12 protein-coding genes are annotated in these 13016 nt (G+C 69.4%); 5 read left to right on the top strand and 7 right to left on the bottom strand.

Annotated features, from left to right (window positions below; genetic code table 11):
• Positions 1 to 602: TetR/AcrR family transcriptional regulator (locus IY392_RS02805; protein WP_194860450.1), on the top strand; the 602-nt coding region annotated here is incomplete at its 5' end.
• 52 nt (positions 603 to 654) lie between these two features.
• On the opposite strand, the gene IY392_RS02800 is transcribed toward IY392_RS02805, so the two are convergent.
• Together IY392_RS02800 and IY392_RS02795 are read right to left on the bottom strand one after the other, a co-directional pair.
• Positions 655 to 1662 carry an oxygenase MpaB family protein gene (locus IY392_RS02800; RefSeq protein ID WP_107757825.1) on the bottom strand — a complete coding sequence of 336 codons (1008 nt, stop codon included), beginning with the start codon at positions 1660 to 1662 and terminating at the stop codon, positions 655 to 657.
• 7 nt (positions 1663 to 1669) lie between these two features.
• Positions 1670 to 3166 (bottom strand): aldehyde dehydrogenase family protein, encoded by a 1497-nt coding sequence (locus tag IY392_RS02795; RefSeq protein ID WP_194860449.1) that lies wholly within the window; start codon positions 3164 to 3166, stop codon positions 1670 to 1672.
• 114 nt (positions 3167 to 3280) lie between these two features.
• On the opposite strand from IY392_RS02795, the gene IY392_RS02790 reads away from it, so the two are divergent.
• The 3 genes from IY392_RS02790 to IY392_RS02780 all read left to right on the top strand — a co-directional run bounded on the left by IY392_RS02790 (position 3281) and on the right by IY392_RS02780 (position 5784).
• Entirely contained in the window at positions 3281 to 4423 is a 1143-nt protein-coding gene (locus IY392_RS02790) for an acyl-CoA dehydrogenase family protein (RefSeq protein WP_107757827.1), read from the top strand.
• Complete coding sequence (locus IY392_RS02785; protein WP_194860448.1) at positions 4420 to 4890, top strand: DUF4334 domain-containing protein; 471 nt, start codon at positions 4420 to 4422, stop codon at positions 4888 to 4890. Before IY392_RS02790 ends, IY392_RS02785 begins: the two co-directional genes overlap by 4 nt.
• Before the next feature lie 93 nt (positions 4891 to 4983).
• Positions 4984 to 5784 carry an LLM class F420-dependent oxidoreductase gene (locus IY392_RS02780; RefSeq protein WP_194860447.1) on the top strand — a complete coding sequence of 267 codons (801 nt, stop codon included), beginning with the start codon at positions 4984 to 4986 and terminating at the stop codon, positions 5782 to 5784.
• 8 nt (positions 5785 to 5792) lie between these two features.
• On the opposite strand, the gene IY392_RS02775 is transcribed toward IY392_RS02780, so the two are convergent.
• From IY392_RS02775 to IY392_RS02755, 5 genes are all read right to left on the bottom strand, one after another.
• The gene (locus IY392_RS02775) at positions 5793 to 6017 is read right to left on the bottom strand and encodes a hypothetical protein (protein WP_107757830.1); all 225 of its coding nucleotides are present in this window, start codon (positions 6015 to 6017) and stop codon (positions 5793 to 5795) included.
• A 7-nt stretch (positions 6018 to 6024) separates the two neighbouring features.
• The gene (locus tag IY392_RS02770; RefSeq protein ID WP_194860446.1) at positions 6025 to 6972 is read right to left on the bottom strand and encodes a carbohydrate ABC transporter permease; all 948 of its coding nucleotides are present in this window, start codon (positions 6970 to 6972) and stop codon (positions 6025 to 6027) included.
• A complete protein-coding gene (locus tag IY392_RS02765; protein WP_182612238.1) occupies positions 6969 to 7958 on the bottom strand; it encodes a carbohydrate ABC transporter permease in 990 nt (329 codons plus the stop codon). The genes IY392_RS02770 and IY392_RS02765 overlap by 4 nt, the downstream gene beginning before the upstream one ends.
• A gap of 117 nt (positions 7959 to 8075) precedes the next feature.
• Complete coding sequence (locus IY392_RS02760) at positions 8076 to 9350, bottom strand: ABC transporter substrate-binding protein (RefSeq protein ID WP_107757831.1); 1275 nt, start codon at positions 9348 to 9350, stop codon at positions 8076 to 8078.
• 250 nt (positions 9351 to 9600) lie between these two features.
• Complete coding sequence (locus IY392_RS02755) at positions 9601 to 10656, bottom strand: ABC transporter ATP-binding protein (RefSeq protein ID WP_107758297.1); 1056 nt, start codon at positions 10654 to 10656, stop codon at positions 9601 to 9603.
• Between the two features lie 215 nt (positions 10657 to 10871).
• Here IY392_RS02755 and IY392_RS02750 point away from each other — a divergent pair, with 215 nt between their 5' ends.
• A complete protein-coding gene (locus tag IY392_RS02750; RefSeq protein WP_194860445.1) occupies positions 10872 to 12977 on the top strand; it encodes a PhoX family phosphatase in 2106 nt (701 codons plus the stop codon).
• The last annotated feature ends 39 nt before the right edge of the window (positions 12978 to 13016 follow it).

The raw sequence follows: 13016 nt of genomic DNA, 5'->3' as shown, positions 1-13016 counted from the left end.
GTGCGGGGCCGACGGGCCGGCTACGCGGCGGCGCGGCCACCCGGGAGGGCGCGATCACCGCGGCGATAGCGCGGTTCCACTCCTGCACCTACGACGAGGTGACGATGGAGGCGATCGGCGCCGACGTAGGGGTCGCCGCCTCGGCACTGTACCGACACTTCGCCGGCAAGTCGGCACTGCTCACGGCAGCCGTCGACCGGACCGCGACGCTGGTCTCCGAGCTTCTCGACCGACACGAGGCCCACCGGGGTCACGAGGACGAACCGGTCCGGGCGCTGGCCGACCTGCTCGACCAGTACGTCGCCATCGCCTTCTCCCACGGACCCGAACTCATGCTCTACCACTCCGAGCTCGGCACACTGGGTCTCCACGACAGGAAGCGGATCCGCCGATCCCAACTGCGACAGCTCGAACGTTGGGCCGGACTGGTTCGCGGGGCCGCGCCGGCGGGGTCCACCGTGGACGACGCCACGGCCCGGATCCGGGTCCACGCCGCACTGGCGGTGGTGTTGGACGGCGGACAGGGGACCGGCTTCCATCCCGGAGCCGCGGCGACATTCGCCGCGCTGGCCCGGACCGTACTCCTGCCCCCGGAACGCTAGGTCCGGCGCTGCCGGTGAGACCGGGACGCCGCACCCGGCACTCGCCGTCGCGTCACCGGCCGTCGCCACCCGCGGTCATCACCGGGCACCCCTCCACGCGGTCTCTCGGCCGGATCGGGCAGGCCCCCAGGTCAGCGGGGCGGTATCCGTTCGGGTAACCCGGATAGGTCCTGTTCTCGGTACCGCGTGACCCCAGCGCCCGGCGACGGACCGGGAGCCACCTCACCACGGCGGACCGGGCCCGCAGCGCGGCGTACGCGGCCTTGCGTCTTCCCGGCGGCTGCCACGGGAAGCCGAAGGCCCGGGTCATGTCGTCGTCCACCAGCGACAGGACCGCCGTGCGGACGGCGGGGCGGATCGCCTCCGGATACCAGGAACACATGAGATCGAGCGTGTAGGTGCCGATGAGCTCGTTGTTGCGGTCATAGCGGAAGGTGCGGGCCTCGTAGTCGTCGCGCCACCGGCGGAACTCCCCGATGTCCTCCGGGATGTCGGCGATCTTCATCCGCTGCCCCACCCCGCGGTAGAAGTGGAACGCGGCCAGTCGCTCGTGAGGGTGCAGGCGCCGCCACCCGACCGCATCGATCCACTCCAGCGGCTCGTAGATGAACGTCGACAGCACGTACAGCATGTCGTCGTTGGAGATGTCGTACCGCGCGTGCTGGCGATTGATCACCCGCAGCGCCTCCCTGCCCCTCGGGGAGTCGTAGCCGTGCTCGACCAGCTCCACCATCAGCAGCGCCGTGTCGTCGTATCGCTTCTGCGGCTCATCGCGGAACTGGCCGGCCTCCTCGAGGACCGCCGACACCGAGGGCACACAGTACGTCCGGTACAGGGCCAGCTCGAGCGCCCTCTGGTAGTCCCAGGGGAACTCGTAGGCGGAGGTGATGCGGTGGATCTCCGCCGCATCGGCCACGGGATCGAGCGTCGCGACGAGATCCCGCCAGTACCAGCGGCCCGGCTTGAGCGGCAGCGACGCCGTGAGCGGGTGCTCGACGGCGGCGTCGGCCACCAACTCGGCCGGGATCGGTCCGAACACCCCTGGGACGGTGGCGGTCATCCGGAGATCACAGCCTTCCCATCACGTTGGCCATCATCCACTTGACCACCTTGATGTCCCTCGGCTTGCGGGTCATGGTCATGAGGTTGAGGGGAGCGGCGAACTTCTGGGCCGTGATGGCCTTGGGCCGGGCGAACTCGCGCAGCCCGTCGGCCCCGTGGATCCGGCCGAAGCCCGAGTCGCCGGAGCCACCGAACGGCAGCGACGGGATCCCGGCGAAGGCCAGGAAGGAGTTGACCGACACCATGCCGACGTCGAGCTTCTCCGCCAGCGCCAGACCCCGCTTGCGGTTACCGGTGAAGATCGCGCCACCGAGGCCGTAGCTGCTGGCATTGGCCTTCTCGACCGCCTCCTCCAGGTCCGCGACCGAGTTGATCACGACGGTCGGCCCGAACGTCTCCTCGGTGATCGCCGTCGAGTCCTCGGGCACGTCGACCAGGACGACCGGCTCGACCACCCTCTCCCCGACCGATCCCTCGCCCCCGATGACGGCCGTGCCGCCCCGGGCCAGCGCGTCCCGGACGTGGCGGCGGACGATGTCGATCTGGGCCGGCAGCGTCATGGGGCCGTAGCTGGAGGTCACCGAGGTGCCGGGGGTCAGTGCCCGGACCTTCGCGGCGAACTTGTGGACGAAGGCGTCGCGGACGTCGCGGTGGACATAGATGCGTTCGACCCCGGCGCAGGTCTGCCCCGCGTTGCCCATCGCGCCGAAGACCGCCTGGTCGGCCGCCGAGTCCAGGTCGGCGTCCGCGTCGACCAGGAACGCGTCCTTGCCGCCGCCCTCGATGACGACGGGGGTGAGCGTCTCCGCGCAGGCGGCCATGACCTTGCGGCCCGTCGCGGCCGACCCGGTGAACGCGAGCTTGTCCACACCCGCCCGGCACAGCGCCGCGCCGGTGGAACCATCGCCCGTGATGGTCTGGAACAGCGGCTGCGAGGCGCCGAGCGAATTCCACACCTCGGCGAGCCAGACGCCGACCCCGGGCGTGAGCTCGCTGGGCTTGAACACCACCGCGTTGCCGGCGGCCATGGCGTAGGAGAGCGTGCCCATCGGGGTGAACGCGGGATAGTTCCACGGGCCGATCGCGCCGACGACGCCGTACGGCTGGTATTCGACGTACGCCGCCTGGTTGCTCATCAACAGGCCGGCGGACACCGAACGGCGCCGCAGGACCTTCTCGGCGTTCTTGGCCGCCCACTCCAGGTGGCTCACCGTGAGCATGACCTCGAGCGTGGCGTCCTCGTCCGGCTTGCCGGTCTCGGCGGAGATGAGTGAGGCCAGCTCCTCGGCTCGGGAGGCGATGGCCCGCTTGTACTCCAGCAGCCACTCCCGGCGGCCGCGCGGCCCCTGGGCGGCCCACCACCGTGCGGCGGCGCGCGCACGCTCGACGGCGAGGGCCACCTCTTCCGCTCCGGCGATCGGGTACTCCGCCAGGACCGTGCCGTCGCGGGGGTCCAGGCTCGCGAACGCGGGGCCGGTCTTGCTGGGCTCGGTTGTCGTCATTCGTCTTCACTCCATTCTCGATCACATATATTTGATGTAGCCTACGGTGATACGGGCCACAGTAGTCCACCCTGCCCGCCACCGTCACCCCCTGTCAGAAAGCCGAGGCCAGCCGTGTTCGACATCCTCACCGAGGAGCAGCAGGACTTCGCCAGATCCATCGACGACTTCTGCGCGCGCGAGGTCGGCAGCGTCGAGAAGAGAGGGCAGCTCACCACCGAGGGCGGCACCCACTCCCCCGAGATCTACGCAAAAATGGCCGAGCTGGGCTGGTTGGGCCTGACCGTGCCCGAGGAGTACGGGGGCGCCGACGCGGGCGCCGTGGAACTCTGCCTCCTGCTCGAACGCTCGTTGCGCGGCCTCGCCCCGATCGGAGGCATCGGCCCCACCCTCATCACCGCGGCGGCGATCCAGAAGTTCGGCACCGAGGAGCAGCGCAAGCGGGCCCTCGAACTGGTCGTCGCGGGCGGCACCCTGGCCATCTCCATGTCCGAGCCCGGCGCCGGGTCCGACGTGGCCGCGCTGCGCTGCAAGGCCGTCCGCGACGGTGACGACTGGGTGATCACCGGACAGAAGACCTGGTGCTCCAACGCCCACTTCGCCGACCGCATCCTGCTGGTGGCGCGCACCGACTCGACCGGCGCCAAACACGAGGGAATCACCATGTTCGACGTCCCCGCCGACGTCGAGGGGCTGCAGATGAGCGGTATCGACACCATGGGCGGTAGAGAGGTCAACGACCTCTACTTCACCGACGTACGCCTGCCCGCCGAGTCCGTGATCGGCGAGGTCGGGGGCGGCTGGAAGCAGCTCATGGCCGGGCTCAACATCGAGCGGCTCATCCTGGCCGCCATGCAGCTCGGGGTGGCGCAGCGGGCCTTCGACGACTGCCTGACGTTCATCCGTGAACGCGAACAGTTCGGCCGACCCGTCGGGTCGTTCCAAGTCATCCGGCACCGCATGGCCGACCTGGCCACCGAGATCGAGGCCACCCGCCTGCTGGTCTACGCCGTGGCCAGGAAGGTCGACGAGTCGGACCCCGCGGCCCTGCTCCCCCGCGAGGCCTCCATGGCCAAGCTCAAGGCGACCGAGCTGAGCAAACGCGTGACGCTCGAGTGCATGCAGTCGATGGGCGGCTACGGCTACGCCACCGAGTACGGCATGGAACGCCTGGTGCGCCAGGCCGTCGTCTCCACGATCTACGGCGGCACCAACGAGATCCAGCGGGACATCATCGGGAAGACCTACGGGCTGTGAGCGCACCGCACGCCGACGAGCTGGAGGCGATCCGGGCCCTGGAGACCGTCCCCACCGACCGGGTGACGACGCTCTGGGACTCACTCGAGCCCGCCCGGATCGACGCGATCGCCGGCAGCCGGTGGAGGGGCGCCGGCCTCGACACCGGACATCCGATGTTCGCGATGCTCAGGCAGATGCGATGGTGGGGAAAGGACTTCACCGACCCGCGCAAGGTGGACCCGATCCTCGTCACCGACGACTCGGGGTCCGTTGTCCCGGACACCTCCGCCACGGGCGGAGGCGGGGCGTCGCTGTGGGAGGTCTCGTTCCGCGGCCGCCCGTGCGCGTCCATGGTCTACGACCGGCTGCCGGTGATCGACCACTTCGCCGTCGTCGATCCCGACACCCTGCTGGCCGTGATGAACGGCCGGGGAACCCTCCACGAGGGCGAGCACTTCTGGTTCGTCCTCGAGCGCGAGCGGTAGCGACCGCGCACGCGGGGCCTGGTCGGGCGCACGGTGGCCAGGGTCGGGTGCGCGTCGGGTGCGCGGGGCGTTGGAACGGACCACACTGGGCGCATGACCCCGAACACCGAACGCCCGGTCCGCATCGCCGTCCAACTGCAACCGCAGCACGCGCCCGACTACGAGCTCCTGCGCGATGCCGTCCGTCGGTCCGAGGACGCGGGTGTGAACGTCGTCTTCAACTGGGACCACTTCTATCCGCTCTACGGCGACCCCGACGGCGCGCACTTCGAGTGCTGGACCATGCTCGCCGCCTGGGCCGAGCAGACCGAGCGGGTCGAGATCGGCGCGCTGGTCACCTGCAACAGCTACCGGAACCCGGACCTGCTGGCCGATATGGCCCGCACGGTCGACCACATCTCGGGCGGGCGGCTGATCCTGGGGCTGGGCAGCGGGTGGTTCGAGCGGGACTACGCCGAGTACGGGTACGACTTCGGGACCAAGGGGTCGCGTCTCGACGACCTCGGGGACTCCCTCGACCGGATCGAGCGGCGCCTCGCCCGGCTCACCCCTGCCCCGACCCGGCACATCCCGGTGCTGTTGGGTGGCGGGGGCGAGCGCAAGACGCTCAGGCACGTCGCCCGCCATGCCGACATCTGGCACTCGTTCGTGGACGTGGAGACCTACCGGCACAAGTCCGCGGTGCTGGCCCGGCACTGCGCCGACGTCGGCCGGGACCCCGGTGAGATCGAACGCTCCACCGAGATCGGCGGCGCCTCCTCCGCGGACGAGGCGCGGCGCTCGGCCGATGCCCTGGTGGCCGAGGGCGTCACGCTGTTCACCGTGGGCCTCAACGGGCCCGAGTACCCGCTGGACCTGGTGGAGTCGCTGGTGGCCTGGCGGGACGACCGCTGACGCCCGGGTCAGCCGCGGCCCACGGCGCGGTCGGCGCGCCGCCACACGCGGAAGGTGTACCAGGACGCCGCGAGCATGAGCACCAGCACGAACGAGGCGAGGATCGACGGGCGCCCGGCCACGATCAGGCCGACCGCGTTGACCAGCGCGATCACGGTGAAGAACCCCACGAACCCGCCCAGGACCTCCAGCCGCTGCCGGGTTCCGAGTGCGTCCCCACCGCTCCGCGCCACGGCCGGGTCAGCTCTTCAGACCGCCGGCGGTGAGGCCGGAGATGATCCGTCGCTGGAAGATCAGCACCATGATCACCAGCGGGACGGTGACGAGCGCGCCCGCCGCCATGATCGCGGCGTGCGGCGGGATGTAGGGGTTGACCCCCGAGAACCGCGCGATCGCCACGGTGACCGGCTCGGTCGAGGAGTTGGACAGCTGTTGTGACAGCAGGAACTCGTTCCACGTGATGATGAACGCCAGGATGGCGGTGGTGAACAGAGCCGGCGCGGCGAGCGGCAGGATGATCTTGATGAAGGCCTGGCCGCGCGTGGCTCCGTCGACGCGAGCGGCCTCCTCCAGCTCCCACGGCAGGTCGTTGAAGAACGAGGTCAGCGTGTAGATGGTCAGCGGCAGCGCGAACGAGATGTTGGGGATGATGAGCGCCTGATAGGTGCCGATCCACCCGATATCGGTGAACAACTGGAACAGCGGCGTGACCAGCGCGACACCGGGGAACATCGACGCGGCCAGGATGACGCCGGTGACGAGGAACTTGCCTCGGAAGTCCACCCGCGCGAGCGCGTAGGCCGTGAACACCCCGAAGAGCAACGCCAGCGCGGTGGTGATGGAACTGATGATCACCGAGTTGATGATCGCGCCGAAGAAGTTGTTACCCGCGTCCGTCGCCAGCGCCTCGCGGAAATTGTCCAGGGTGAGGTGCGAGGGCACGGGGCTGGCGGAGAACACGAACCGGTTGTCGCGGAACGCGGTGACGAGCATCCAGTAGAACGGCGCCAGGCCCCAGATCAGGATGAACAGGGCCCCGACATAGGTGCCGATCCTCGGCCCGAGCGGCTTGCGGGGTGGGCGCAGGTCGTCGGCGCGGTCCCGATCGTGCGCGCCTGATCGTGACGACGACGAGGTGGTCGACCGCGTGAGGGACGACGTGGACTGGTCGGGCGCTCGGTGACTCACCGGATCTCCTCCTTCTTGCCGGTGCGGTCATCGACGACGTTCGCGCCGAGGAACTTCACCATCACGAACGCCACGGCGAAGATCAGCAGGAACACCAGCGTCGATATCGCGGAGGCGCTGTTGAAGTTGCCCATCCGCATCTCGTTGACCACCAGCATGGAGACCGTCGCGGTGGGCGAGCCCGAGTTGGCCGACACGAGGATCACGGGCAGGTCGTACATGCGCAGGGCGTCCAGGGTCCGGAACAGGATCGCCACCATGAGCGCCGGACGCACGAGCGGCAGTGTGATCCTGGTGAACTGCTGCCATCGGGAGGCGCCGTCGACCCGGGCGGCCTCGTAGACGTCCCCGGGGATCATCTGCAGCCCGGCGAGGATCAGCAGAGCCATGAAGGGCGCGGTCTTCCACACGTCCGCCACGATGATCGCCATGCGGGCGTAGAACGGGTCGGTGGTCCAGGCGATGTTGGTGCCCAGCATCGTGTTGGCGATGCCGTTGGGGGCGAAGATGAACGCCCACAGCTTGGCGGTGACCGCCGTGGGGATGGCCCACGGGACGAGGACCGCCGCGCGCAGGAGGGACCGCCCCCAGATGCTCTTGCCCATCACCACTGCCATGGCGAAGCCGAGGACCGTCTCGAGTGAGACGGTGGTGACGGTGAAGAACAGGGTGTTGCCCATCGCGGGCCAGAAGTCGACGGCCGAGACGCCGGGCGGACACGGGACGGTGCCGTCGCCGCCCCTCGCCGGGCACGCCTGGGTGAGCCAGTAGAGATAGTGCTGGAAACCCGCGAAACCGCCGTCGGAGAACATCCCGGTGGCGGGGTCGAGGCCCCGGTCGGCCCGGAAGGACAGGTACACCGCACGGACGACGGGGTAGCCGATCACCACCGCGAGGATCGCGAGGGCGGGACCCACCATCCACACCGGTCGCCAGTCGAACCTCTTCTCGACCAGTGGCGCCGGGGCCTTCTCACTCGTCGTCATCGCTGCAGCTCCTCATCGGATCGCGCCCGCCCTCACCACGACGGCCGATGGGCCCCGGGATAGTACCCCGGGGCCCATCAGCGCCGTGTCATCATCACTGCCGTCCGGACTCTGGTGTCACTGAGCCGCTTGGTCGATCGCGGCGCTCATGTCGGTGAGTGCCTGCTCGACGCTCTTCTCGCCACGCAGTGCGGCGAAGGTGTTGTCCTGGATCGCCTTGGACACCGCCGGGTAGTACGGCGTGACCGGGCGCGGCTCGGCGTTCTCGAGCGCCGCCTTGAGGGCCGGCATGTACGGGAACTGCTGCTGCAGCGCCTCGTCGTCGTAGATCGAGGACAGGACCGGCGGGAACGACTGCTCGGCGAAGCTCATCTGGACGTCCTCCGAGATGATGTACTCGAGGAACGCCTGAGCGGTGGCCTTGTTCTCGGAGAACACGTTGATGGCGTTGTTGTAGCCACCGAGAGTCGACCGGCCCGCGCCATCCTGACCGACGATCGGCGCGACCTCGAACCGACCCTGGACCTGCGAGGTGGGATCGGACTGGCCCGACTCGTACATGTACGGCCAGTTGTACGAGTACATGGTCTCGCCGGCGAGGAAGCCCTGTGCGGTCTCCTCTTCCGTGAAGGCGTCGGTCTGCGGGGGGATCACGCCGTTCTGGTAGGCGTCGACCAGCGCGGTGAGGCCGGCGCGAGCCTGGTCGGTGTCGAGCTCCGGGGTCTGCCCGTCGTCGCCCACGACCTGGCCGCCCCAGCTGTGGATGAACTGGGTCGCGGCGACGGTGAGGCCCTCATAGAGGCTGAGCTGCGTCTGCAGGCAGTCGACGTCGGCTCCCTCGGCGGCCTCACAGGACGCGACCAGCGCGTCCCAGTCGGCGGGGGCCTCGGGCTGGAGGTCGGTGCGGTAGTACAGCAGCTGCGCGTTGGTGTTCTGCGGGATGCCGTAGAGCGTGCCGTTGTAGGTCGCCGAGTCCACGGCGGCCTCGATCAGGCCGGAGGTGTCGATCTCGGTGTCGCCCTCGATCGGCTGCAGCCACCCGTTGGCCGCGAAGTAGGCGGTGTCCGTGACGTCGAGCGCGAACACGTCGTACTCGCCGCTCTCGGTCTGGAGGGACTGCGTGAGTGTGTCGCGCTGTCCGTCCTGCTCGGCGGGGAGCTCGCGGAGGGTGACCTCCTGGTCGGGGTTCTCCGCGTTCCACTGGTCGATCACGGGACGGAGCTTGTCCGTGTCGTTGCTGCCCATCGCGAAGGTGATCGGGCCGACTCCCGAGGTGCCGGCCTCCGTCTGCTCGTCGGACTCGCCACCACCACCGTTGGTGCATGCCGCGGATACCATCGCGACCATCGATGCGGCCGCCGCCGCCTTGAGGAACCTGCCGTGAACGGCCATGCGCTCTCTCCTACTGTCGTGTCTCGCCTACCGCCGACGTGTGCCGACGGACGGGTGATCCCGGTCTCACTGTGACGCCGGTCTCTCTGAGGTCCCGCTGAGCGTAACCCACCGGGGGCCTGTACGTAGGACCACGAGCGGTCACCTCGCCGACTCACCGCCGTCCCGCCACCGTGGGGGCGACGAGACTCAGATCACAGGAGACACTTTAACAACAACATGTGTTGCGGTCGGTCACCGCGGTCGGTGGTCAGCGCAGCCGCAGACCGGTCTCCACATCGAAGAAGCGGACCTCACCGTCGAGCGCGGCCAGGAACATGGTCTCGCCCTTCCCCGGGTGGTCGCCCGACTCGGCCCGGTAGACCACCGGGTGGCCGTCCCCCGTGGAGCAGTGCAGGTAGCTGTCCGCGCCCAACTCCTCGACGAGGTCGACGGTGACTCTCAACCCGTCCCCGTCCCCGGCGATCCGCAGGTGCTCGGGCCGCACCCCCACCGTGACCGTTGCCCCGGTGCCGGCCGGGACCTGCTCGCCGAACCCCTCCAGGGCGACCCTGCCGTCGGCGACGGGGGCGTCGAAGAGGTTCATCGACGGCGATCCGATGAAACCGGCGACGAAGGCGTTGACCGGATTGTGGTAGAGCTCCCGAGGCGTGTCGACCTGCTGCAGGACACCGTCCTTGAGCACCGCCACCCGGTCCCCCATCGTCATGGCCTCGACCTGGTCGTGGGTCACGTAGATCATGGTGGTGCGCAGGTCACGCTGCAGTTTGGCGATCTGGGCGCGGGTGGCCACCCGGAGCTTGGCGTCCAGGTTCGACAGTGGCTCGTCCATCAGGAACACCTGCGGGTTGCGCACGATCGCCCGGCCCATGGCGACGCGTTGACGCTGTCCGCCGGAGAGCTCCTTGGGCTTCCGGTCGAGGTAGGCCGTGAGATCGAGCATCTCGGCGGCGCGGTCCACCCGCTCGGCGATCTCCTTCTTGGACGCCTTGGCCAGCTTGAGCGCGAAACCCATGTTCTCGCGCACCGTGTAGTGCGGGTAGAGCGCATAGTTCTGGAACACCATCGCGATGTCCCGGTCCTTGGGCTCCATCCCGGTCACGTCCTTGTCACCGATGAGGATGCGACCGGCCGAGACGTCCTCCAACCCGGCGAGCGCACGGAGGGTGGTGGACTTGCCGCAACCGGACGGGCCGACCAGGACCAGGAACTCGCCGTCGGCGATCTCCAGATCGAGCCGGTCCACACTGCGCCGTGCGGCGCCCGGATAGACGATGGACACGTTCTCGAAGGTCACCGAAGCCATGGCGAGCACTTTCCCTTCACCGGCAGGAACGTGCCGGACGATCCGAGTAGAGGGTTGACACGACGACTGTAGCGCCACGACACCGGAGTTCACCGGCACTGCGCCCATAGTTCATCCGCACGTGTCCTCACCACGCCCGTGCCGTCGCCCGCCCTCCCTAGGGTCACACCGTCCTCGTGCGCCCGTGCGCACCCACACGTCCTCAGGGAGAACCGTTGTCAGTCCGCCGCCCGCTTCCGATCGCCACGCCCGGCATCTCCAGCCGCCAGCACCTGACCTGCCTGTACAGGTGCGGCGACCAGTGCGCGTCACCCGCCCCCAACGCCAGCGGGAATCCGTACTTCGGCGACGTCGCCGCCGAGATCAGCCGCCGTGGGGCCCTCAAGGCGGCCGGCGTGGTCGCGCTCGCCGTGGGGGCCACGCAGGTTCTGCCGACCACCGCCGCCGCGCAGGGCTCCCTCGGCACCGGGTCGGCGGGCGCTCTCGGATCGGCCGGCGGGGGCACACTCGACACCGGCTTCGTCCCCGTGGCGCCCAACACCGCAGACGCCGTCACGGTGCCGGCCGGGCACTCCAGCGACGTGGTGATCCGGTGGGGAGATCCGGTGATCCCCGGAGGCCCCGCCTTCGACTTCGAGAACCAGTCGGCCGCCGCGCAGGCGGTGCAGTACGGCTTCAACTGCGACCTGGCGGTCCTGTTCCCCATGGACGACCGTGACGAGAGGTTCCTGCTCACGGTCAACCACGAGTACACGACCGAACCCATGATGTTCCGCGGATACGACTCCGCGGCCCCCACCCGGGAGCAGGTCGAGATCGCCTGGGCCGCACACGGCCTGACGGTGGTGGAACTCGCCAGCCGACGGTACGACGGCGGGCTCGATCCCGTGATGGGCTCGTACAACCGCCGCATCACCGCGACGACGCCGTTCGAGTTGCGTGGCCCCGCCGTCGGCCCGCTGACCCGGACCACCGCCGACCCCACCGGGACCCGCGTGCTGGGCACCCTCAACAACTGCGCCGGCGGCCACACCCCCTGGGGGACGGTCCTGTCCGGCGAGGAGAACTTCAACCAGTACTTCGGCACCACCGGCTCCGTCACCGACCCGGCGCGGGTGGAGGCCCTCCGGCGCTACGGGGTGTCGGTCGGCGAGTCCGGGCGCAAGTGGGAACGCTTCGACAGCCGCTTCGACCTGGCGGTCGAACCCAACGAGGTCAACCGCTTCGGCTACGTCGTCGAGGTCGACCCGTGGAACCCGGATTCCACGCCCGTCAAGCACTCGGCGCTCGGCCGGTTCAAGCACGAGGGCGGGACGGTCCACGTGACGGCGGACGGCACCGTCGTCATCTATTCCGGCGACGACGAGCGATTCGACTACCTGTACAAGTTCATCTCCAGCCGGACGATGGTGCCGGGGCGGACCCCGGCGGCCCGGGAACAGAACATGAGGATCCTCGACGAGGGGACCCTCTACGTGGCCACCTTCACCGGCAACTCCCCGGAGTCCGAGATCGACGGGACGGGCGCCCTCCCCTCGGACGGCGCATTCGACGGTAGGGGTGCCTGGATCCCGCTCCTGACCGTCGACTCCGCCGGCAACGCCGTCTCCCACGTCCCCGGCATGAGCGCCGAGGAGGTCGCCGTGTACACACGCATGGCGGGAGACGCGGTCGGCGCCACCAAGATGGACCGCCCGGAGGACGTCGAGCCCAGCCCCTCGACCGGCAAGGTCTACCTGGCCCTGACCAACAACACCCGCCGCACCGTCGGCCAGGTCGACGAGGCCAACCCCAGGCACGACAACAAGCACGGTCAGGTCGTCGAGATCACCGACGACCACGCCGGTACGACCTTCGGCTGGAACCTGCTCCTGGTCTGCGGCGACCCCGCGACCGCCGACACCTACTTCGGCGGCTTCGACAAGTCCAAGGTCAGCCCGATCTCCTGCCCGGACAACGTGGCCTTCGACCCCGCCGGTGGGCTGTGGGTGTCGACCGACGGCAACGCGCTCGGATTCAACGACGGGCTCTACTCGGTGGCCACCGAGGGACCGAACCGGGGCGAGACCAAGTTGTTCCTCACCGTTCCCGTGGGTGCGGAGACCTGCGGTCCGCTCGTCTTCTCCGATCGGGCGATCGTCAACGTCCAGCACCCCGGGGAGAAGGACGGGGCCTCGATCGAGAACCCCGCCTCCCACTGGCCGGACGGCGGCACCAGCCAGCCGCGGCCGTCGACGGTCGTGGCGTGGAAGGACGGGTTCACCGGCGGGACGGGATCACTCTCAGGGGGCTCCCTGCCGGCGGGATCGCTCGGTTCCTGAGCGACCGTGTGCGGGGTCGGTGCGGCCCGCGGTCGGCAC

This window comes from Dietzia sp. SYD-A1, from assembly GCF_015356725.1.
Classification (GTDB): domain Bacteria; phylum Actinomycetota; class Actinomycetes; order Mycobacteriales; family Mycobacteriaceae; genus Dietzia.
The sequence above is the reverse complement of the archived record's forward strand: the minus strand, read 5'-3'. Positions and strand labels throughout refer to the sequence as shown.